The sequence below is a fragment of the Mycobacterium sp. genome (assembly GCF_044223235.1).
Lineage (GTDB): Bacteria > Actinomycetota > Actinomycetes > Mycobacteriales > Mycobacteriaceae > Mycobacterium.
Genome location: NZ_JBGAME010000012.1, coordinates 36928 through 59915, shown reverse-complemented (window position 1 = coordinate 59915; position 22988 = coordinate 36928). Strand labels below are relative to the sequence as shown.

The 22988-nt window shown below is 66.9% G+C and carries 16 protein-coding genes and 1 tRNA gene; 11 read left to right on the top strand and 6 right to left on the bottom strand.

The annotated features are described in order from the left end of the window. Positions 1–120: 120 nt before the first annotated feature. Positions 121–495 carry a hypothetical protein gene (locus ADBZ6K_RS15880; protein ID WP_526348326.1) on the top strand — a complete coding sequence of 125 codons (375 nt, stop codon included), beginning with the start codon at positions 121–123 and terminating at the stop codon, positions 493–495. A gap of 143 nt (positions 496–638) precedes the next feature. Continuing rightward, complete coding sequence (locus ADBZ6K_RS15875) at positions 639–941, top strand: WhiB family transcriptional regulator (protein WP_526348324.1); 303 nt, start codon at positions 639–641, stop codon at positions 939–941. 17 nt (positions 942–958) lie between these two features. On the opposite strand, the gene ADBZ6K_RS15870 is transcribed toward ADBZ6K_RS15875, so the two are convergent. From ADBZ6K_RS15870 to ADBZ6K_RS15860, 3 genes are read right to left on the bottom strand one after another with little or no spacing between them, the layout of a single operon-like run. After that, positions 959–2287 (bottom strand): macrolide-binding ATPase MABP-1, encoded by a 1329-nt coding sequence (locus ADBZ6K_RS15870; RefSeq protein ID WP_526348322.1) that lies wholly within the window; start codon positions 2285–2287, stop codon positions 959–961. 57 nt (positions 2288–2344) lie between these two features. Then, positions 2345–3190, bottom strand: a complete 846-nt coding sequence (locus ADBZ6K_RS15865; protein ID WP_526348320.1) for a cyclodehydratase — start codon at positions 3188–3190, stop codon at positions 2345–2347. 60 nt (positions 3191–3250) lie between these two features. Then, the gene (locus ADBZ6K_RS15860; RefSeq protein WP_526348318.1) at positions 3251–4624 is read right to left on the bottom strand and encodes a zinc-dependent metalloprotease; all 1374 of its coding nucleotides are present in this window, start codon (positions 4622–4624) and stop codon (positions 3251–3253) included. Between the two features lie 224 nt (positions 4625–4848). Here ADBZ6K_RS15860 and ADBZ6K_RS15855 point away from each other — a divergent pair, with 224 nt between their 5' ends. From ADBZ6K_RS15855 to ADBZ6K_RS15835, 5 genes are all read left to right on the top strand, one after another. After that, the gene (locus ADBZ6K_RS15855) at positions 4849–5871 is read left to right on the top strand and encodes a YlbL family protein (protein ID WP_526348316.1); all 1023 of its coding nucleotides are present in this window, start codon (positions 4849–4851) and stop codon (positions 5869–5871) included. Positions 5872–6017: 146 nt separating this feature from the next. Beyond that, positions 6018–9029 carry a UPF0182 family membrane protein gene (locus ADBZ6K_RS15850; RefSeq protein WP_526348314.1) on the top strand — a complete coding sequence of 1004 codons (3012 nt, stop codon included), beginning with the start codon at positions 6018–6020 and terminating at the stop codon, positions 9027–9029. Positions 9030–9162: 133 nt separating this feature from the next. After that, entirely contained in the window at positions 9163–12603 is a 3441-nt protein-coding gene (locus tag ADBZ6K_RS15845) for an ATP-binding protein (RefSeq protein WP_526348312.1), read from the top strand. A gap of 93 nt (positions 12604–12696) precedes the next feature. Next, positions 12697–14109, top strand: coding sequence for an FAD-binding oxidoreductase (locus ADBZ6K_RS15840; protein ID WP_526348310.1), 1413 nt, complete (start codon positions 12697–12699; stop codon positions 14107–14109). 51 nt (positions 14110–14160) lie between these two features. Beyond that, positions 14161–14237: transfer RNA gene (locus tag ADBZ6K_RS15835), tRNA-Met, on the top strand. A 254-nt stretch (positions 14238–14491) separates the two neighbouring features. On the opposite strand, the gene ADBZ6K_RS15830 is transcribed toward ADBZ6K_RS15835, so the two are convergent. Then, positions 14492–14902, bottom strand: a complete 411-nt coding sequence (locus ADBZ6K_RS15830; protein WP_526348308.1) for a type II toxin-antitoxin system VapC family toxin — start codon at positions 14900–14902, stop codon at positions 14492–14494. Next, on the bottom strand, positions 14899–15174 hold the full coding sequence (locus ADBZ6K_RS15825; RefSeq protein ID WP_526348306.1) for a type II toxin-antitoxin system Phd/YefM family antitoxin: 276 nt from the start codon (positions 15172–15174) through the stop codon (positions 14899–14901). Before ADBZ6K_RS15825 ends, ADBZ6K_RS15830 begins: the two co-directional genes overlap by 4 nt. Before the next feature lie 148 nt (positions 15175–15322). Between ADBZ6K_RS15825 and ADBZ6K_RS15820 the strand changes: the two genes are divergently transcribed. Genes ADBZ6K_RS15820 through ADBZ6K_RS15805 form a run of 4 tightly spaced genes read left to right on the top strand, consistent with a single transcriptional unit; the run spans position 15323 to position 21963 of the window. Continuing rightward, positions 15323–16765: a DUF3375 family protein gene (locus tag ADBZ6K_RS15820; protein ID WP_526348304.1), complete on the top strand. Its 1443-nt coding sequence runs from the start codon at positions 15323–15325 to the stop codon at positions 16763–16765. After that, positions 16762–17340 carry a DUF4194 domain-containing protein gene (locus tag ADBZ6K_RS15815; protein ID WP_526348302.1) on the top strand — a complete coding sequence of 193 codons (579 nt, stop codon included), beginning with the start codon at positions 16762–16764 and terminating at the stop codon, positions 17338–17340. The genes ADBZ6K_RS15820 and ADBZ6K_RS15815 overlap by 4 nt, the downstream gene beginning before the upstream one ends. Then, a complete protein-coding gene (locus ADBZ6K_RS15810; RefSeq protein WP_526348300.1) occupies positions 17333–20731 on the top strand; it encodes an ATP-binding protein in 3399 nt (1132 codons plus the stop codon). The genes ADBZ6K_RS15815 and ADBZ6K_RS15810 overlap by 8 nt, the downstream gene beginning before the upstream one ends. Then, the gene (locus ADBZ6K_RS15805; protein ID WP_526348298.1) at positions 20728–21963 is read left to right on the top strand and encodes a Wadjet anti-phage system protein JetD domain-containing protein; all 1236 of its coding nucleotides are present in this window, start codon (positions 20728–20730) and stop codon (positions 21961–21963) included. Before ADBZ6K_RS15810 ends, ADBZ6K_RS15805 begins: the two co-directional genes overlap by 4 nt. Here the strand turns inward: ADBZ6K_RS15805 and ADBZ6K_RS15800 are convergent. Beyond that, positions 21906–22979 (bottom strand): alcohol dehydrogenase catalytic domain-containing protein, encoded by a 1074-nt coding sequence (locus ADBZ6K_RS15800; protein WP_526348296.1) that lies wholly within the window; start codon positions 22977–22979, stop codon positions 21906–21908. The two genes, ADBZ6K_RS15805 and ADBZ6K_RS15800, sit on opposite strands and share 58 nt — an antisense overlap. Between the last annotated feature and the right edge of the window lie 9 nt (positions 22980–22988).

Below are 22988 nucleotides of genomic sequence, written 5' to 3'. Positions count from 1 at the left end.
CGCCAAGTTGCGCAAAGATCGCGCCAAAACCGCAGGTAGAAAATGTATTGCCGGTCTGGGCTGCTAGGGTCTAGCCTCAGGTACAGCTACAGGCGACGCGCGAGAGGAGGTGCTGCGATCATGGCGATTATCGATGCAATTGTCGGCGTAAACGTTACTGGCATGCCGCAGCTCCTCCATGTCACCGGGGTCGCCGCACCCGATGTCAGCGCGCACGCCGCAACTGATGTTGCCGCGCACGCCGCGATTGCAATGCCACCCGTCGCGTATCCGGCGGCACCTGCCGCGGCCGCCAGCCCGGCGCATCGCCCGCCCACGACCGTTCCTTCGAACGCGCCGACGGCCGTTCCTTCGAACGCGCCCGCGGCCGGATGGCGGCGTATTGCGCAGGCGCCCAAGGCCTTTGCAGCCCTGCCCGTGCAGCGTCGCACCGCAACCGCGAAGCGCCGCGCCGCTACCGCGAATTGCACGTCCGTGAATTGGGGTACCCCCTAGAGAACCCCACACGCCCCACAGGCCACGGACCCGCAATCACCGGATCCGTGGCCATATTTTTCGGGAAGCACCGAAGAACCTGGTCGCAGATCCATCCAAGACAGATGGCAGACGAAACAACGACCAGGAAGCAGGAAGAGCACATGTCAGTTTCGATGAGCGCTCGCGACGAGAGCGTCCCGTCGGTGACATGCGGTGTCGCGATGCTGCCGACGGTGCCGTGTCACACTGGCGATCCCGACCTGTGGTTCGCCGAGAGCCCAGTCGAGTTGGAGCAGGCCAAGGCCCTGTGCGCGGATTGCCCGATCCGGCGCGAATGCCTGGCCGCCGCGATCGGACGCCAGGAACCGTGGGGTGTATGGGGTGGCGAGATCTTCGAGCGTGGCGCGATCGTCGCCCGCAAGCGTCCGCGCGGCCGCCCGCGCAAGGACGCCTACGCGGCGTGAGTTACCCGGTCCGGCAGCTACCCGGCTGCCGGACCGGCCTCGCTGAATCCCGGCACGAACTCCTCGGCGATCCGGCGGGCCGGCACATGCGCGTCGAGCTGACAGGAGATCGCGACGATCGAGGCGATCACCCGCATCGGGATGGCCAGCCGCGGCGGAATCGCCATCTGCCGTGCGGCCTTGATCTGACCGGCGGCCCGTTCCATATTCACCGTGGCCATCCGCTGCAGCCATTTGCGGTTGTAGTGGAAGACCTCGACCTGCAGCGGCTGCACGTACTGCTGCAGCATGTCGTCGATCTCGCGGACGGACACCCGTTCACCCTTCTGGATGAAGCCGACCTTCTCCATGGTCGGCAGCAGCCGGTCGTAATCCTTGTCGACGGCGTAGCGCAGGATCTGGCCCAGCTCGATGGGCCAGCCTCCCGGCATGGGTGCGACGGCGCCGAAGTCGATGACGCCCATCCGATCGCCGGGCAACAGCACGAAGTTGCCGGGATGCGCGTCGCCGTGCACCAGCCCCAGCCGCCGAGGGGCATCGTCGGTGAACTGAAAGAGCCTGGTGCCCATCAGGTCTCGCTGCTCGGGCGTTCCGGACCGGATGATCTGCGCCAGCGGGATCCCGTCGATCCACTCGGCCACGATGACCTTCGGCGCGCTGGCCACCACCGCGGGTACCAGGAAATGCGGATGGCCCCGGTAGGCCTTCGCGAACGCGCGCTGATTGTCGGCCTCCAGCCGGTAATCCAGCTCCATCTCGGTGCGTTCGATCAGTTCGTCGACGACGGCCTCGACGTCGGCGCCGGGGGAGAGCTGCTTGAGCACGCTGACCATGCGCTGCATCGTCTTGAGATCAGCGCGAAGCGCTTCATCGGCGCCGGGGTACTGGATCTTGACCGCCACCTCGCGGCCGTCCCCCCATACCGCCTTGTGGACCTGCCCGATGCTGGCCGAGGCGACGGGAACGTCGTCGAACGAGGCGAATCGCTCCCGCCACTTGGTGCCCAGCTGGGCGTCGAGCACGCGGTGCACCTTGGCGACAGGCAGCGGCGGGGCGTCCTTCTGGAGCTTGGTCAACGCCTCCCGGTAGGGCTTGCCGTACTGCTCGGGGATCGCCGCCTCCATGACCGACAGCGCCTGGCCGACCTTCATCGCGCCGCCCTTGAGTTCGCCGAGGACGGTGAACAGCTGGTTGGCTGCCTTGTCCATCAGCTCGGCGGTGACCTCGTCCTTCGACTTGCCGGTCAGGCGCTTACCGAAGCCAAGCGCGGCACGCCCCGCCATGCCGACGGGCAGCGTCGCCAGCTTCGCGTTGCGGGCTGCCCGCCCGCGCTTGATGTCTGCCACGGTTCAATCATCCACGACGATGGCTGAGACCCCGCATCCAACTGGAAACGATTGTTTTCAGCAGGAGCAGCGCGGATGGCGTGACCAACGGCGCGCGACGATCGAGCTGGCGCCGACGTCGAATTCGAGTGTGGTGTCCAGCGTCGGCGGCGGGTCGGCGCGATCGTCGCCCTCCCGCACGGCGCGGATGACCTGGGCGATCTGGTTGAGGGCCAGCGCTGCGGTCGCCAGCACCGTGGCCCGATCGGCGGTGCCGACGGCACCGCGGAGTTGCGCCGCGATCGCCGGCCACGCCGCGTCCCGGTCGCTGCGGTGCAGATCGGCGCATGCCAAGCAGCTGGTGACACCCGGGATGACCAGGGGACCCACCAGGCCGGTGCCGTCGCGCACTCGCACCGGCAGGTGAGCGATCCGGGTCGCATGGAGGTCGCGGACCACCCGCGGTTCGGTGACCAGCAGGTCAGACAGCACCATTAGATCGGTGGCCTCGGACGCCATGACCGCATGCCGCCTGCTGGTGCGTTGCACCCGTGCGCCTGAGCAGCGCAGACCGCTAGCGAGCAGGTCTGACAGCGGCCCGCGGCCGTGAATGCGAACCGACGGCGTGTGGGGCCGCCGCCGCGACCCCGCCGTTGCGACGCCGGACCGGATCAGCGAGACCACCAGGTCGGCGACGGTGTCCGGATCTCGCCAGCCGTGCCGCATCGCCGCGGCCCGCACGTCGTGCATGGCCATCGGCGACTGCAGTGCTCGTAACAGCTCGGCGAGCGCTTGTTGGCTCATCCCGGTCGGCGGGCGGACCAGCACCGCGCGCCGGGGATCCCAGCCCACCTGGACCTGTCCGTCCGGCCGGAGCAGCACCGGCATCGCCGGGTTCACCTCATACTGCTCGTCGGTCGGCATGCGACGACTCTGCCACGGCACCGACGGCCCGTGCGGAAGTTATCCACAGGCGCAGGCGGTTCAGGGTTTGGTGTCGTCGCCCTTGTCCAGGTCGCCCTTCTCCAGGTCGGCGATGGCTTGGTTGATGGCTTCGTCGAGGCCGCTGGTGTCGCCGCCGACGATTCGATCGATGAAACCGGCGGGTTCGTCGAGGTCGGCCGAGCTGGGCAGTAGATCGGGATGCTGCCAGACCCCGTCGCGAGCATCGGCGCCGACCGCCTCGGTCAGCCGCTCCCACAACGCCGCGGCCTCGCGCAGCTTCCTCGGCCGCAGCTCCAGTCCCACCAGCGTGGTGAAGGTCTGCTCGGCGGGACCGCCGCTGGCCCGGCGCCGGCGCAGCGTCTCCGACAGCGCCGACGTGCCGGGAATCCGGTCGCCCAACGCGGCATTGACGACCGTCTGCACCCAGCCCTCGATGAGGGCCAGCAGCGCTTCCAGTCGCTCCAGCGCCGCCTCCTGCTCGGGGGTGGCCTTGGGTTCGAAGATGCCCTGATTGAGCAGCTGCTCCATCTCCGACGGGTCGTTGAGCGACGCCGGGTTGAACCCCCGCGCGAACTCCTCGATGCCGCTCATGTCGATCTTCATGCCCTTGGCAAATGCCTCGACGGCGTTGAGCAGCTGACTGGACAGCCACGGAACATGGCTGAACAGCCGATGGTGCGCGGCTTCACGCGCGGCCAGGAACGTCAGGATCTCGCTGCGCGGCTGCTCGAGCCCCTCGGAGAAGGATTCGATCGCTTCGGGCAACAGTGCTCCCACGCCCTTGGGGCCCAACGGGAGCCCGATGTCGGTCGAGGTCAGCACCTCGCGGGAGAGCTTGCCCAGTGCCTGACCGAGCTGGGAGCCGAAGGCCATGCCGCCCATCTGTGACATCATCGCCAGCAGCGGGCCCGCCATGCTCTTGGCTTCCTCGGGCAGCGCCGACGCCCACACGGTTGAGATTTGCTCGGCCACCGGATCGCACAGCCGCTTCCAGGTGTCCAGGGTGCTGTCGACCCACTCGCTCGGCGTCCAGGCCACCGCCTTGGTGGTACCCGCGGGCAGCGCCGTCACCCCGTCCAGCCAGGTGTCGGCGAGTCGGACGGCGTCGGCCACCGCCGATCTGGTCGCATCGGGGATCGGCGCGACGAATCCGATCGAGTTCGATGCGAGCTGGCGGGCGAGGTCGTAGTTGACGGGACCGCTTTGTTTGCCGCCCGCCATGGCGCCGCCCGCACCGCTGAACATCTCGCCGAGCTTGGTGAAGATCTGCCCGAGGTCACCCATGTCGAAGCCGGCGCCGCCTGCGCCGAATGGATCCGCCGGGTTCTGGCCCGAGCCCGAGCCGCCGTCGGGGTCCTTCTTGGGTTTGTCGGGGTCATCACCCGCGGAGAAGCCGAAGGGCAGGTCAGCCATGTCGTCAACGGTACCCATCGCGGGCGGCTGATGTGGGCCGGTGGGCCATGCTCTGAGCGAAGCCGCTCATAGCCGCTCATATATGTATGCCCAGATGTGCGCCGACCCGCGCCGAGATCCGCGCCAGGGTCGTGCTCGCCTGGGCGTTCACAGCCAAGGGGCAGAAATCGCGATCGACCGTCGTCGTCGGGGACATCGCGTCGTCAACCTCTACTCTTGGCGGCGTGAACAGGCGGATTTTGACGCTGCTGGTCGCGTTGATACCGATCGTCGCCTTCGGCGCACTTCTGTCGGTGGTGACGGTGCCCTACGTGTCGCTGGGGCCGGGTCCGACGTTCGACACCCTCGGCGAGGTCGACGGGAAGCAGGTCGTCGACATCAAGGGCGCCGAGGTGCATCCGACCGCCGGGCATCTGAACATGACCACCGTGTCTCAGCGTGACGGGCTGACGCTGGGCCAGGCGCTGGCCTTATGGATGTCGGGCCGCGAACAGTTGGTGCCGCGCGATCTGGTGTATCCGCCGGACAAGTCAAAGGACGAGGTCGACAAGGAGAACAGCTCCGACTTCCAGCAGTCGGAGGACAACGCAGAATTCGCCGCGCTGTCCTTCCTGAAATATCCGCAGGCGGTGATCGTCGACAATGTCTCCGACCCGGGGCCGTCGGTGGGCAAGCTCGAGGCCGGCGACGCGATCGACGCGGTCAACGGCACGAAGGTCGCCAACCTCGACGAGTTCCAGACGTTCCTGAAGGCCACCAAACCCGGTGAGGAACTGGTGGTGGACTTCCGCCGCAAGAACGCATCCCCGGGCGTCGCGACCATCACCCTCGGCGCCAACCCCGACCGCGAGCACGGCTACCTGGGCGTCGGCGTGGTCGAGGCGCCGTGGGCGCCGTTCACCATCGACTTCAACCTCGCCAACATCGGCGGCCCATCGGCGGGACTGATGTTCAGCCTCGCGGTGATCGACAAGCTCACGACGGGTGACCTCAACGGCGCCAAGTTCATCGCGGGAACCGGGACCATCACCGGCGACGGCGAGGTCGGCTCCATCGGTGGCATCACCCATAAGATGTTGGCAGCCAGGGAGGCGGGTGCGACGGCGTTCCTGGTACCCGCGGACAACTGCGCGGAGGCCAAGACGGCACCACAGGACGGGCTGGATCTGGTGAAGGTCGCCACTCTCACCGACGCGGTGGACGCGCTGCACGCGATTTCCGCCGGTGGCGAACCTCCCCGTTGCTGAGAGGTTGCTGGACGAGGAATGCGTACAGTTGTGGCACGTTCATCGATACGGGGATCGATACGGGGCGATCGACACGTCGCGATCCGTCGACGATGACGTCGGCGTATCGACGACCGAACATCACGGACCGAGACTGGAGTTGACGAGTGGGTATGCGGCCCGCGGCGAGGATGCCGAAGCTCACGCGACGTAGCCGAATCCTGATTGGAGTCGCGCTCGCGCTGGTGGTACTGCTGCTGATCGGGCCCCGCCTGGTCGACGCGTATGTCAACTGGCTGTGGTTCGGCGAACTCGGCTACCGCTCGGTATTCACCACCGTGGTCGTCACCAGGCTGCTGATTTTCCTGGTCGTGAGCGTGTCGATCGGCGCGATCGTGTTCGCAGGCCTGGCGCTGGCCTACCGAACCCGGCCGGTGTTCGTGCCGACCGCGGGACCCAACGATCCCGTCGCGCGCTACCGCACCACCGTGATGACCAAGCTTCGGCTGTTCGGCATCGGCATTCCCCTGGCCGTCGGTCTGATGTCGGGCCTGTTCGCGCAGAGCTACTGGGAGCTTGTGCAGATGTACCTGCACGGCGGCAACTTCGGGGTCACCGATCCGCAGTTCGGCATCGACCTCGGCTTCTACGCCTTCGACCTGCCGTTCTATCGCCTGGTGCTCAGCTTCCTGTTCGTCGCGACCTTCCTGGCGTTGATCGCCAACCTGCTGGGGCACTACCTGTTCGGCGGTATCCGGCTGGCCGGTCGCACGGGGGCGCTGAGCCGCGCGGCGCGCATCCAGCTCGTCACGCTGGTCGGTGTGCTGATCCTGCTCAAGGCCGCCGCCTACTGGCTGGACCGCTATCAGCTTCTCAGCACCAGCCGCAGCGGCAAGCCGTTCACCGGCGCCGGCTACACCGACATCAACGCGGTCTTGCCGGCCAAGCTCATCCTCATGGCGATCGCGCTGATCTGCGCGGTGGCGGTGTTCTCCGCGCTTGTGCTGCGCGACCTGCGCATCCCGGCGATCGGCGTGGTGCTGTTGCTGCTGAGCTCACTGATCGTGGGTGCGGGCTGGCCGCTGATCGTGGAGCAGTTCAGCGTCAAACCCAACGCGGCGCAGAAGGAAAGCGAATACATCAGCCGCAGCATCACCGCGACCAGGCAGGCCTACGGGCTGACCGACGACGTGGTCACCTATCGCGACTACAGCGGCAATGCACAGGCGACGGCGCAGCAAGTCGCGGCCGACCGGTCGACCACGTCGAACATCCGGCTGCTCGACCCCACGATCGTCAGCCCCGCGTTCACCCAATTCCAGCAGGGCAAGAACTTCTACAACTTCCCCGACCAGCTGGCCATCGACCGCTACGTCGGCCCGGACGGCAACCTGCGTGACTACGTCGTCGCGGCCAGGGAGCTGAATCCCGACCGCCTCATCGACAACCAGCGCGACTGGATCAACCGCCACACCGTCTACACCCACGGCAACGGCTTCATCGCGTCGCCCGCCAACACCGTGCGCGGCGTCGCCAACGACCCCAACCAGAACGGCGGCTACCCCGAGTTCCTGGCCAGCGTCGTCGGCGCCAACGGCAGTGTGGTTTCGCCGGGCCCGGCCCCGCTGGATCAGCCGCGTGTCTACTTCGGTCCGGTCATCGCCAGTACCACCGCCGACTACGCGATCGTCGGCAGCAACGGCCCCGACCGTGAGTACGATTACGAGACCAACACCGAGACGAAGAACTACACCTACGCGGGCAACGGCGGCGTTCCGATCGGGAACTGGTTCTCGCGTTCGGTCTTCGCCGCCAAGTTCGCCGAGCGCAACTTCCTGTTCTCCAACGTGATCGGTGACAACAGCAAGATTCTGTTCAACCGCGACCCCGCGGAGCGGGTGGAGGCCGTGGCGCCCTGGCTGACCACCGACACCAGCGTGTACCCGGCGATCGTCAACAAGCGGATGGTGTGGATCGTCGACGGCTACACCACGCTGGACAACTACCCGTACTCGGAGCTGACGACGCTGTCGTCGGCGACCGCGGACTCCAACGAGGTGGCCGCCAACCGTCTGCTGCCCGACAAGCAGGTGTCCTACATCCGCAACTCGGTCAAGGCCACGGTCGACGCCTACGACGGCACCGTGACCCTCTACGCGCAGGATGAGAACGACCCGGTGCTGCAGACCTGGATGAAGGTCTTCCCCGGCACCGTGAAGCCCAAGAGCGACATCGGCCCGGAGTTGCAGGCGCATCTGCGCTACCCCGAGGACCTGTTCAAGGTGCAGCGCGCACTGCTGGCCAGGTACCACGTCGACGACCCGATCACGTTCTTCTCGACCTCGGACTTCTGGGATGTGCCGCTCGATCCGAACCCGACCGCGAGCAGCTACCAGCCGCCCTATTACATCGTCGCCAAAGACCTTGCGGCCAATGACAGTTCGGCGTCCTTCCAGCTGACCAGTGCGATGAACAGGTTCCGCCGTGACTTCCTGGCGGCTTACATCAGCGCCAGTTCGGATCCCGACACCTACGGCAAGCTGACGGTGTTGACGATTCCGGGTCAGGTCAACGGCCCGAAGCTGGCTTTCAATGCGATCAGCACCGACACCGCGGTGTCGCAGGACCTCGGTGTGATCGGCCGGGACAACCAGAACCGCATCCGGTGGGGGAACCTGCTGACACTGCCGGTGGGGCAGGGCGGTCTGCTATACGTGGCACCGGTGTACGCGTCGCCTGGCAGCAGCGACGCCGCGTCGAGCTACCCGCGTCTGATCCGGGTGGCGATGATGTACAACGACAAGGTCGGGTACGGACCCACCGTGCGCGACGCGCTGACCGAACTGTTCGGTCCTGGCGCCGACGCCACCGCGACGGGTCCGGCGCCCACGCTGCCAGGCGCGCAGACGCAGGCTGCGGCGGTGCCGGGCAACGGTGACGCACCCGCCGCGGCGCCGCCGGCCAACCAGGCAGGCACCGCACCCGCAGCGCCGCCCCTGCCCGCGGCGGCCGTGCCGGGCGCGGTGCAGCTGTCGGGTCCGAAAGCCGCGGCGCTGCAGGAGGTTCAGCAGGCGCTCGACGGGGTCCGTGAGGCCCAGCGGGACGGGGACTTCGCGCAGTACGGCGAGGCGCTGCAACGCCTCGACGACGCGATGAAGAAGTACAACTCCACCAGCTAGTCCCATCCCGCGCTAACTCGTTCGCGCTGACTTCCTTTGCACCAGCGCGCGTGTCTGTACGCGACACGCCGCGCCCGGGCGTACAACCACGCACGTTCGCGCGGGGAGTAGCGGACGTCTCTACACTCTCCCGGTGCGCTATCGCTTGCTCGGGCCGCTGCAGGTGATGGACGGGGACTCTCCCGTCGACGTCGGCCCCCCGAAGCAACGGGCGGTGCTGGCGGCGCTTCTGCTGGCGCGGGGTCGGGTGGTGTCGGTCGACCGCCTCGTCGACGCGGTGTGGGGCCAGGATGTGCCCGGCAGCGCCACGGCAAGCTTGCAGGCCTACATCTCGAACCTTCGCCGTGCCCTTCGTGACGGGGCCGACACGTCGCGGCCGGTGTCGCCGATCATCCGGCAGCCACCCGGCTACTACCTCGATCTTGAGGCCGGCGAGGTCGACCTTGCTGTGTTCGCCGCCGAATGTGCCCGCGCCGCGACAGCGCGGGAATCCGGCGCCTGGGACGAGGCGCTGGGCGCAACCGATGACGCGCTGACGCTGTGGCGGGGAGCGTTCCTGGACGATCTGCGCGACGAACCGTGGGTGGCCGAGGAGGCGACCCGGGTCGCGGAACTCTTCAGCGAGTGCCTCGACATCCGGATCACGGCGCTCCTCGCGCTGGGGCGCGCGACGCAGGCCCTGGGCGAGGTGGCGCGGCTGCGCGCGGCCGACCCGCTCGCCGACCGGGGTTGCTGGCTGCAGATGCTGACCCTGTACCGATGCGGCCGTGCGTCCGAAGCGCTCGAGGTGTACGTGCGCCATGCCCGTCTGCTCGACGAGGAACTGGGTCTGGACCCGCCGTCGGAGCTCCGTGACCTGCAGACCGCGATCCTGCGTCAGGCGCCGGAGCTGGCTGCGTGGCCGCGGACGCCGTCGTGGTCGGGTGCGGACGAGGTGGCCAGCCCGACGGTGACGCCGGCCCCGGCGATCTGCGGGACCGAAACCCCCTCACGCGGCGCACTGGTCGGCCGGGAACGTGAATTATCGACGGCCGCCGTTGTTCTCGCGGATGTGCGGGCCGGAGCCGCACGCTGGCTGGTGCTGTCGGGGCCCGCGGGTATCGGCAAGAGCCGCCTCGCCGAGGAACTGATCGCCCGGTTCGCCGCCGAGGGCGTCCAGACGGCGTGGGTGAGTTGTCCCGACGAGCAGGCCGCCCCGCCGTGGTGGCCCATTCGTCAGCTGGTGCGCGCGTTGGGAGCCGACGCCGACGAGGTGCTCGAAGTGCCCCCACACTCCGACCCGGATACCGCCAGATTCCGGATGTACGAGCGGGTCCAGACGTTGCTGGAGTCCGGGCGTGCGCCGGTGGCTGTCGTCGTCGACGATGTGCAGTGGGCCGACTCGACGTCCGTGAGCTGCCTGGCCTATCTCGCCAGCGCGATGCGCGACCGGCCGGTTGCGTTGATTCTCACCGTCCGCGACGGCGAGTGGTCGCCGGAGGTCGCCCGCCTGCTGTCCACCGTCGCGCGGGGCGACCGCAACCGGCATATCGACGTGCCCGCCCTTTCTTCGAAAGACGTTGCCGCACTGGCCAATCAAATCGCCGACGACGCAGTGACCGACGCCGAAGTCGCGGAACTAGCCCGCCGGACCGGTGGTAACCCGTTCTTCGTGTCCGAATACGCCCGGCTGCCGAAGGCCGAACGGGTCGGCTCGGAGATCCCGCTGGCGGTCAAGACGGTGCTCGATCGGCGACTGGCCGCACTGGATCCGGCCGTCGTGCAGGTGCTGCGGACGGCGGCGGTCGTCGGGGATGCGATGGACCGCGACGCGGTGCCGATGCTGGCGCAGGCCACCGGTCTGGACATTGACACCCTGGCCGATCGTCTCGACGAGGCCGCCGACGCGCGCATCATGGTCGAGGCTCACACCGGTGACGGTTACGCGTTCGCGCACGGCCTGCTGCGTGAACACCTGACGGCCGGCATCCCCGCGCTGCGACGACAACGCCTGCACGCCAAGGTCGCCGACGCGCTGGCCACCAGCCGCGCCGACGATGCGCTGACCCGGCGCGCGCAGCATCTCGTGGCCGCACAACCCCTGGTCGACGCCGACATCGTGGTCCGGGCGTGCCGCCTGGCCGCCGAGCAGGCCACCCGGCGCTGGAGTTCGGACATCGCCGCGTGGTGGTGGCAGGAGGCGCTGGACGCCTACGACCGACTGCCCGCAACGGAGCGCGACGACGCTGAGCGCGACGGACTGGCCGCGGCGATGCTGGAGGCGCACGCTCGCGCCGGCCGCGGACAGTTGGTCCTCGACACGGTGGAGCGCTATCTGCGGGAGGCGCTGAATGCGGCGCGGACGGCGACGGTGGGACGGCTGGCCAGCGCGCTGCTGCGGGCCAGCGGTGGCTGGCCGTGGCTCGCACCGGGCGCCGACCCCGGCCCGTTAGTGGCTGTGCTGCAACGTGCTTCGGCTGTCGCCAAGTCCGACCCCGGCGCGGGTGCGCGGGTACTGGCGGCGCTGGCGGTCGGGCACTGCTATCACCCCGACCCGTCGGTGGCCGCGGGCTACCTGAACCGGGCCGACCAACTTGCCGAGGCCAGCGGCGATCCGGATGTCGTCGCGGACGCACTGATGGGCCGGTTGATCACCTACTCCGGTGTGGCGCAGTTCAGCGAAGACACTCTGTCCTGGGTTGATCGACTGAATACGCTGCAGCACAGCCGCTCTCGCGAGGATGCGGTGATCGGGCATTCCGTCGCGACGATGGCGGCGATGAACCTGGCGGATGTCGATCTAGCGAAGCGCCATCTCCAAGCGGGCATCGAGGGCAGTGACGAGATGCAGTTGCCCGTGCTTCGTGCACAGTTGCGCTGGATGCAAGCGGTGCTGGCGGTGTGGCGGGGCGACTTCGCCGAGGCCGAGTGCCACCACGAACTGGCCGCGCACGTCCACGAGCGGACCGAGCTTTACGAAGCGGGCAGCGGCATGGTCGCCATTGCCAGTCTGCGGTGGGAGCAGGGCGGACCGTCGCGTTTGGAGCGGCCGGGCGGGCGGGTCATCGGGGACACGGGTGGCAACGAGATGGTGGCGCTGGCACATGCGGCGCTGCTCACCGTCGACCGCGATCCCGGCGCGCGGGCGGAGGCGCGGACGCGGCTGCGTGAGTGGTCTCGCCGCGCTGGCGGGGCGCACCTCTGGACGACGCTGGGCCACACGGCGCTGCTGGCACATCTCGCGTGTGAGCATCGACTGTCCGAGTTCGCCGCGCCGCTGCTCGCCGTGCTCGAACCGTCCGAGGACCGCATCGCTGTCATCGGCCAGGTCGGCATCGCCGGGCCGGTGGCGTTGGCGACGGCGCGCCTGCATGCGCTGCTCGGCGATCGGGTCCAGGCACTGTCGTCGCTGGCGATCGCCGAGAACATCGCGACGCGCACCGGGGGTGCGCCGACGCTGTTGCGGTGCAGGCTGCTGGCGTGCGAGCTGACCGACTCGCAGCAGGAGCGTGGGGTGCTGGCCAGCGGCATCGCCGAGGACGCCGAGCGGATGGGGATGCGTGGCGTTGCCATTGCCGCGCGTGCGCTTGTCTGAGGCTTGGAACTGTCTTGGCGGCGCTCCAAGAAAACTCCAAGAGCAGCCGGGCATGGTAACGGCGCGTACCTGACCTGCCCGAAAGGAATTCACATGACGCTGTCCGAAATCCGCGACGAGCTGCACGACGCGGTGGCCGCCCTGCGCGACCGGGTCGACGGACCCGTGGCGCTACCCGGCGAACCCGACTACGAGCGCGCGACGCCGTGGAACGTCGCGGTCGCGGTCCGCCCGTACGCGGTCGTGCTCGCGACCTCGGCGCGTGATGTCGCCCAGGTGATGCGGTTCGCCGCCGAGCAGGGGCTGCGGGTCGCCGTGCAGGCGACCGGGCACGGGGCGCTGCCGGTGGAGGATGACACCATCCTGGTGAGCACGTCGTGGATGACGGGGTGCACGGTCGACGCCGCCGGCCGCACCGCTCGGATTGGGGCCGGAGCGCAGTGGCAGCACGTGCTCGACGCCGCGACGCCGCACGGCTTGGCCCCGGTGATGGGTTCGTCGCCCGGGGTCGGCGTGGTCGGCTTCCTGACCGGCGGGGGAGTGGGGCCGCTGGTGCGTTCGGTAGGCCTGTCTGCGGACTACGTGCGGGCGTTCGATCTGGTGACTGGTGACGGACAGGTGCTTCGGGTGACACCCGAGCAGCATGCCGACCTGTTCTGGGGACTTCGCGGCGGGAAGTCGGCGCTGGGCATCGTTACCGGCGTCGAGATCTCCCTGCTGCCGATCGCTGAATTCTACGGTGGTGCTTTGTATTTCGACGGTGCAGATGCCGCGGCGGTGCTGCATGCGTGGCGTGAGTGGTGTGCCGGGTTGCCGGAGGATGCCAACACGTCGGTGGCGCTGCAGCGGCTGCCGCCGATGCCCGGTATCCCCGAACCTTTGGCCGGACGGCTGACCGTCGCGGTGCGCTACGCGGCGCTGGGTGATCCGGTGCGGGCCGAGGGCTTGCTGGGGCCGATGCGCGCGGTCGCCCGCCCGGTGATGGACACGATCGGGGTGCTGCCGTATGCGGCGATCGGCGCCGTCCACGCCGACCCCGTGGATCCGATGCCCACGCACGAGGACCACACGCTGCTGCGTGAGCTGCCCGCCGAGGCCGTGGACGCGCTGCTGGAGGTGGCGGGGCCGGGATCGGGCTCGGTCCAGGCGATCGTGGAGGTGCGGCAGCTCGGCGGGGCGCTGAGCCGTGAGCCACGTCACCGCAGTGCGTTCTGTCACCGAGATGCCCCGTTCTCGCTGGCCGTCATCGGCGCGCTGGTCCCGCCGATCGCCGAGATGGTGCCGGATCATGCGGCGGCGGTGGTCAAGGCGCTCACACCCTGGTCAACGGGCGGTCAGATGCCGAACTTCGCACCGTCGACCGATCCGGGCCGCCTTTCCCGGGCGTACGGCGACGACGCCCGACACTGGTTGGCGGCGCTGGCGCGCCGGTACGACCCGGCCGGCGTCCTGCGGACGGGTCAGGCCGCCGGTTTCAGCCGTGAGCGGAACCGGCCGCGCTGCTGAGCAGGCGATTTGGAGCTGCACCGGCCGCTTCGGTAACCTCATGTTCACCATCGCGGGGTGGAGCAGCTCGGTAGCTCGCTGGGCTCATAACCCAGAGGTCGCAGGTTCGAATCCTGTCCCCGCTACCAGGTAAAGAGGCCCCCGGAGACGTCTCCGGGGGCCTCTTTCATGCTGTTTGGGAACACTTTTGGGAACGTCATCTGATTCGTAGGCCCAATTGTCGCCGATCAGAACCTCCATGGCGGACGTACCCGCGAGGCTTCCGCCAGCGTGTCTCAGACCGACAGCCGAGCTGGCAGTGTCGTGCCAATCGCTTCGACCCCAATAAGCCCTGGCTCTGGGGGTCATGACGCGTATTGCTCCGTTTTCCCTGCTTGTACGTTTACTGGACTGCGCCTGGTGATTGGGTATCGAATCCGACGTTGCGGCAGCCCTCTAAGAGCCGCTGGTCGTAAGTCACGAATGATGTGAGCTCGTGTCTGATCTGGGACGCCGACGCAAGGTGAATTGCGTCGAGTGAGCGCAGAGTTGCCGGTCCGATCGATTCAGCCAGGGCGATTACTGCATCGGTAACGGGCAGGATGTCCAGTCCGTCGAGTAGGTAGCGTGCACGCTCGGAGAGTCCTGGCTCCCCCTGTCGTGCAACGGTTCTCATTAGTTCGACGCGGCCGAGCGCACTCGTCACTGTGTATTCACCCTGGTCGCTATGCGCAATGAGCCAGGACCGCAGCTCTGGTGTCTCAGCTTCGGTGACGAGCAGCTCGGTCAGGGCTGAGGTGTCCATGTAGATCACTGTTCATCGCGCATCTCGTTGAGAACTTCGGACAGGTTGCGCTTACGGCCGTGCCGTGGCGTGGCGGTGACGTCGAGGAGGTTGCGCGGCCGACTTGCTGGAACCAAGACGCCAGATTTGATCAAGGCTTCACGGGAGCGCTCGGCTTCCCTCACGGGGACGAGCCTGGCTACCAGCCGCCCGTTGTTGGTGACGCCCAGTTGCTCGCCGGCTTCAACCCGCGCGAGGTATCGCGACGCGTGTTGCCTCAATTCCCGGACTCCGATTGCCACCCTGTGGGGTTTGGAGCCCTGCGGTCAGCTGTCCGCGCAGTCCGACTTATGCTGGCCACCACTCGTCGCCTGGGACCTCGAAATCGCGTATCCCGACTCTCCGTGGTACGCGGCGGAATCTGTCGGTTGGATTCTCTAGGCTTCCCTGATGGAGTACGCGACCATCGAGGCGCTGCGGGAGCGGCACCCCGCTTGGCGACTGCTGCGCGCCGGCAATGCCAATCTGATCCTCTCCTTCCTCGGTGAGTTCTTCGTCGAGGGCAACCGAGGCGCATGCCCGGCTAGCGAGGTCGTGGCCGCGTTGGACGACCACCTGTACGCGCTGAACACGGATACCACCACCGAGGACGGTCAGGAACGGTTTCGTAAGGACGCTCGGTCCTATCTGGAGGACTGGGCGGCCACCGACGCCGCGTACCTCCGACGGTTCTACCCGCCCGGCGATGACGACGTCCACTATGAGGTGACGCCAGCGTTCGAGAAGGCCTACGCGTGGGTCACGTCTCTCAAAGGCAGGTCCTTCGTGGGGACCGAGTCCAGGCTTCACACCGTGGTCGAGTTGCTGCGGCAGATCGTGCACGGGACCGAAGTCGAACCCGATGTCCGGCTCATCGAACTGCGCCGCCGCCGCGACGAACTCGACGCCGAGATCGCGGCCGTCGAGGCCGGTGTTTTTGCTGTACTGGACGCGACTGCGGTGCGCGATCGTTACCAACAGCTCTCCGCGACCGCGCGGGAACTACTCTCGGACTTTCGCGAGGTCGAGGAGAACTTCCGGCTGCTCGACCGTGCCGCGCGGGAGAAGATCGCGGCCTGGGATGGATCCAAAGGCGCATTGCTCGGTGAGTTGGTCGGAAGCCGATCGGAGATCGCCGGCTCGGACCAGGGTCGGAGTTTCCAGTCGTTCTACGACTTCCTTCTCTCCGAGTCGCGCCAGGCCGAGCTCGCTGAGTTGCTCGCCAAGGTGTCGACCCTCGACACCATCGAGGCCGATCATCGGATTCGCGGCATTCACCACGACTGGTCTGAAGCTGCCGATCGTGCGCAGCGCACCGTTCGGCAGATATCCGAACAATTGCGGCGCTTCCTCGACGACCAGGTCTGGCTGGAGAACCGGCGCGTCCTTGAACTGGTCAGGGCGGTGGAGAGCCTTGCTCTCGCGCTCCGCGACAATCCGCCGACCTTTGGGCTCACGGTCGACCAGCCGGGCATCGAGATTGCGCTACCGTTCGAGCGCCCGCTCTACCAACCGCCCGCGGCGGTGGCGGTTGAGAGCGAGCTCCCAGCGGCGACCCAGGACGTCGATACCGATCTCCTCTTCGCTCAGACCTTCGTCGACCAGGCGCGGCTGGCCGAGATCATTCGCGGGGTTCTGCCCGAGGGTTCTTCGGCTCTTCTGTCCGATGTCGTCGCGATGTACCCCATCGAGCAGGGCGCCGCGGAGATCGTCGGCTACCTCGCACTCAACGACGAAGACGTGGCGGTCGACATGGACGACACCGATGAGTCTCTCCTCGAATACTCCGACCCAGCCGACCCCGATATCGCCAAGAGGGCGAGGCTGCCGAAAGTGACGGTACGACGACGATGAGTGGCGAGCACGCAGTCGCCGGCGCGATCATCCGGTTGATGCAAGGTGTTGTCTACCGAGAGTCTGACGAGGACAGCTGGCTGGTACTGGAACGCATGGGCGCCGGTGTCCGGGACCATTTCGCCACCATCGGCGTCGACGTGGTCATCGACGACGCCGAGGGCTACGCCTATCTTCGGTCCCGGCCCGACGAAGACGGCGACGAGGCGCTGCCGCGTCTGGTGCGCAGGCGGGCACTAACGTACAACGTCAGCCTGCTGCTGGTGTTGCTGCGCAAGCGCCTCGTTGAGTTCGAGACGACGGGCTGCGATGGCCGACTGGTCCTCACCACCGACCAGATGGTCGAGATGCTCAGGCTCTTCCAAACTGAGTCCACCAACGACGCACGTCTCGTGGATCAGGCGGAGACGACGATCAACAAGGCACGCGAGCTCGGCTTTCTGCGGCCGCTGCGCGGTCAGGGTGACCATTGGGAGGTGCGGCGAATCCTCAAGGCCTACGTCGACGCCCAGACCTTGTCGGACTTCGCGACGAAGCTGACGGAGTACGCCGGAGCGGCGGCCGACGATGAATGACGGACTCTTCTCGATGGTCGGACTCGGCGATACCCGAAGGGCCGGCTACCGACTCCAGTACGCGGAGGTCTTGAACTGGGGCACATTCGACTCCCAAGTCTGGCGGTTCACTCCCGACACAAACACCGCGCTGCTCACCGGGGACATCGGCTCCGGGAAGTCGACAATCGTTGACGCGCTCACCACACTGTTGATGCCTTCGCACAAGGCCGCCTACAACAAGGCCGCGGGCGCCGACGCCAAGGAACGCACCCTGCGCTCGTACGTCGAAGGCCACTACAAGTCCGAGCGAAACGAGGCCACCGGGCGGTCACGCCCCAAGGGCCTGCGCGAGAACAGGCGGAGCTACTCCGTCGTTCTCGGGGTCTTCACCAACCACGGCTACGATGAGACGGTTACCCTGGCGCAAGTCTTTCAGCAGCGCGAGAGCGCGGGACAGCCCTACCGATTCTTCGTCACCGCAACAAAAGAGCTCACGATCGCAACGGATTTCGCCGACTTCGGCACGGACCTACGCGATCTCCGAAAGAGGCTGCGGGCTACCGAGGCGGAGATCTTCGACGAGTTCCCTAAGTACGCAACCTCATTGCGTCGTCTCCTAGGAATCCGCTCGCAGCAGGCGCTCGAGCTCTTCCACCAGACCGTCTCGATGAAGTCGGTCGGCAACCTCAATGACTTTGTCCGCGACCACATGCTCGAACCGAGCGACTCTACCGACCGGGTTCGCGACATCATCGCCCATTTCGACGACCTGACGAAGGCCCACGATGCCGTGAAGCGTGCGCGAGAGCAGCTCGAAGCGCTCGAGCCCGTCGCGCAGACCGCGGCAAAGTACGACGCCGCGCTCGCAGAGCGTGAGTCAACGGAGCGCGAACGATCCGCCGTGCGGCTCTTCATCGCCGAGTTTCGCTCCGGTCTGCTGGCCGACGAGATCGCCCAGCTGGAGGCCGAGGGCTTGGCCTTATGGAAGGAGCAGGACAGTGTAAAAGCTAAGGCGCAGAAGCTCAAGGACGAACACGACTCTCTGATCGAGGAACGCGCCAAGGCCGGCGGGGACCGCGTTGGCGAGCTGGAGCGACTTGCCGGCGAAGCGCGTGCCCAGGCTCAGACCCGTCGTCATGCCAGGACGAGGTTCGATGCCGCCGTCGCCGATGCCGGGCTGGAACCCGTCGCCGACAACGAGGACTTCGCGACTCTGTCTATCGTGGCCGCCACGGAGCGGTCGCGGCTCACCGCGGAGAAGCGGGTCCTCGATATGGCCACGGCCGACGCGATCGGACAGGAGAGGGAATTCCGACGCCAATGCGGGCTCGTCTCCGATGAACTCACGAGCCTGGAGCAACGCACCAGCAACCTGCCCGTCGAGCAGGTTGAGGTGCGCGCGGAGCTGTGTGCCGCCCTCGGATTGACGCCGGAAGACCTTCCGTATGCGGGCGAACTGCTTGACGTGACCGATGAACACGCCGAGTGGCGGGGCGCCGCGGAACGAGTGCTGCGAGGGTTCGCCCTTTCGCTGCTGGTGCCGCAGCAGCACTACGACGCCGTCGCCGGATGGGTGAACGGCCGAAGGCTCACCTACCATGGCCGAGGTGGCAAGGCGATCGGAGCGAAGCTCGTCTACGAAAGGGTTGCCAGACAACGGGTTCCGCTGCAATCGCCGGGGCATGAGGGGCTTTGGCTCGCCGACTGCATCGAGGTCAAGGACGGGCTTTTCCATCAGTACCTCGTCGATGAGCTCACCAAACGGGCCGACTATCGATGCGCGTCGAGCCTCGAGGAGTTCCGCAGCCAGCGGCGGGCGGTGACCCGCGAGGGCCAGGTGCGTTCGGGTGAGCGCCACGAGAAGGACGACCGACACCGCGTCGACGACCCCCGTCGCTGGGTGCTCGGCTGGGCCAATGAGCGAAAGATCGCCGCGCTGCGCGAGGAGCTCGCCGAGCTGGAGGGAAAGCTGGCGGCGGCTGGCGCCGAGTTGGCGAGGCTCGACGCGCAACGGGATGCGGTGCAGGCAAAGCTGCAAGCGCTCGCCCGTCTTGAGGAGTACCAGTCGTGGGGCGATCTCGATGTCGACGAGGCGGTGCGCCGTGCCAACGACCATGACGCCGAACGTGAACGCCTGTTGGCCGGTTCGTCGCGGCTGGAGGAAATCGCGCGGGCGCTTGCCGAGAACGAAGAGCGAGCCGCAGCCGTAGGGGAGTTGATCGAGAAGCTTGCAGGCAGGCTCGCGACAACGGCCAAGGCGTCGAAGGACGCAACCGATCAGAAGAAGCGTGACGACGAGTTCGTCGCAGCGCAGCCGGAGCAAGAGCTGGCGACCGTCCGTGCGTCGTATGCGGCCCTCGATGAACGTCTTCGGAAGAATCGCCCGGTGCGGGCGGCGGACTGCGCGGAGACCCAGGCGACGTTGTCGGCCGATCTGCACCAGCGCATCGAGCGACTCACTGGACAACTCAACGGCTATGCGTTGAACCTGGGTCAGCACATGAACGATGTACTGCGGCGATGGCCTGAGCTTCGTGTCGACATGGACGCCAATGTCGAGGCACGCCAGGAATTTTTGGCGTTCCGCGAGCGCGTCGCGACCGACGACCTCCCGCGGTTCGAAGCCGAGTTCAAGGAGCAACTCAACAAGAACGCCATCCAGGAGTTGGCAGGGTTCAACAACTGGCTCAACCGGCAGGCGTCGGCCATCGATGAACGCGTCGAACGCATCAACGAGGCGCTCGGTGCCGTGCCCTACAATCCGGGTCGCTACATACGGCTGGAAAAGGAACCCACCACCAACCAGGACATCGCGCAGTTCCGTTCGGACCTGCGCAACCTGACCAACGACAGCCTTGCACTCGACGGTGACCAGTACTCTGAGCAACGCTTCCTCGACGTCAAGCGGATCATCGAGCGCTTCCGTGGCCGCGACGGCTACGCCGAATCCGACAAGACCTGGACGCGACGCGTCACCGACGTACGTAACTGGTTCGTCTTTTCCGCCTCCGAACGTGACGTCGAAACCGGCGATGAATGGGAGCATTACAGCGATTCCGACGGCAAATCCGGCGGGCAGAAAGAGAAGCTCGCCTACACGATCCTCGCAGCATCGCTGGCCTACCAGTTCGGGCTGGAATGGGGTGCCGAGAAGTCACGAGACTTCCGATTCGCTGTCATCGACGAGGCGTTTGGGCGTGGCTCGGATGCCTCGACGCGTTACGCGCTGGACCTCTTCGCGACGCTCGGGTTGCAACTTCTGATCGTCACACCATTGCAGAAGGTTCACGTCATCGAGCCATATGTGAAGGCAATCGGCTTCGTCGACAACCCCAGCGGAACGTATTCTCGCCTCCAGACGATGACGATCGAGGAGTACCGGACGCGACGTGACGGACGGCGATCGTGAGCTCCGGGTGGACGACACCGCACGACATTGCCGCCAGGGTCAGGCGCCGCTGGGACGATGGATCACTGCTGCGTATCCACGCCAACGGCGTTCAATTCGAACCGATCGAAATATCACTTCGCGGCCCCAAACCGTCGGAGGTCGGTGACAACATCGCGGCCGCCCGGGACTGGGTGGCTGCGCTCGACGCCGGTCGCCGCGACGATCGCTACTACACCCTCCAGTGGCGATCGATCGGCGGCAGGCAGATCGGCCGCAATCGACTGCCCGTCCGTGCGGTGGTGTCCTCGATCGAACAGGCCTGGGCCATCTTGGGTGTCGCGACTTCAGTCCGTGATTTCGACCAGATCCTTGCTCTCGCAGATCAACACCCGCGGGTTCGAGAGTGGATCGTCGACCACCCGCACCACGCGCTCGGCCTTGGGGCCGAGATGCCCCAGCTGATCGCCGCCTACGTCTGGCTCGACAGGCACCGTCACTCGAACCGGTACCTGCGTGAGATCAGTGCACCCGGCGTTGACACCAAGTTCGCCGAACGGCACCGACCGGTGTTGGCGGCGATGCTGACTGTACCGGCGACAGCTTCGGGATTCCTTGCAGGCCTGGGCCTTAGGTCCAAGCCTGGATTGGTCCGGTTGAGGATCTCGCCGTCGGTGGGCCTGCCGGACCCGCTTTCCGAGCTGGCCGCGCGCCCCGACGAATTGGCGCTGGTGGACATCGAGCCAAGGGTGGCGGTGATCGTCGAGAACGAGATCAGCTACTTAAGCGTCGACGTCCCTGAGCATGGCGTGGTGATCTGGGGCAAGGGCTTCGAAGTCGACAACGTCGGACGGTTACCGTGGCTGGCCAACGCAGATGTCCACTACTGGGGAGACATCGACACCCATGGATTCGCGATACTGGACCGCCTGCGGGCCTGGCTGCCGCGGACACGCTCGGTGCTGATGGATCGTGAGACGCTGATGGCCCATCGTGAGCGGTGGGTTCACGAAGAACGCCCAGCCGCGTCGGCCCTCACCCGACTGACGCCCGATGAACTTGACCTCTATATCGATCTGGTCGAGGACAGATTCGGTGCACGGGTGCGCCTGGAGCAGGAGCGCATCGACTGGCATTGGGTTCAGCGGCGGCTATCGGCGGCCCGCCGGCAGACTGCAGAGCATCTGATTGCCTTTCATTCTGAGCGTGGCAGCCCCTCCGAAGAAGCGTTGCGGAAATCGGGCTCGCTCTGATCCGCCGCCATCTCGAGGACCACCCGAAACCGGGCTGCGCCGGACATCATTCGCTCATACGCCTTGGGTGCTTCCTCGAACGGCAGGACCTCGGTCATGGCCGCGACACCATGTCTGGCGCTGAAACTCATCCCGACTTCGTTCTGCATCGGCGTGCCGGTGTTGCTGCCGACGATCGACCGATTCCCCAAAATGAGATCGGTGGTGCTGGCCTGGATCGGGTCTTCGGCGATGCCGACCACGATGAGCTGACCCCGTGGCGCCAGGCCGGCGACCAGGGGCGACATGGACGCTCCACTCGCAGCGGTGGCGACGATTGCCGCGGCCCCGCCGAGGTCCTGTAGGGCATCGGCGGGATCGGTTGAGGCGCTGTCGATGTAGTGATGGGCGCCCAGCGCTGTGGCCAGATCGGCTTTGTCGGTGCCGCGTGCGATGGCGGCGACGCGGTATCCAAGCTTGTTCGCGTATTGGACGCCGAGATGTCCGAGCCCGCCGATTCCCTGGATGGCCACGAGTGAATCCCGTCCGGCGGTCACCAGCTGCAACGCGTTGAAGGTGGTGATGCCGGCGCACAGCAGTGGTGAGGCGGCCACCGATTCCAGTGCATCCGGTATGCGGACCAACCCGCTGGCACGGGCGTAGGCCACCTCGGCGTACCCGCCGTCCGCCGTTGTGCCGAACCAGGGTTGATTGGTGCAGCTGACAAAGTCTCCGCGGCGGCACCAGTCGCATGTGCCGCAGGGGCCGCCCAGGAAGCCGACTCCGACACGGTCGCCCAGCTGCCAGCCGGTCACGTCGGCTCCGATGGCGTCGATGACGCCAACGGCTTCGTGTCCGGGCACCACCGGTCGGTCCGGGTCAGGGCGCAAACCCTCGACGGCTAGGGAATCGCTATGGCACACGCCACAACTCAGAACCCTGAACCGGACGTAGCCGGGCTCAGGTTCGAGCAGCGGTCGTTCGACGAGCTCCAAATTGTGCTGGCTTGTGGCTTGATAGGCACGGTAGGTAGGCATTTTCGATCC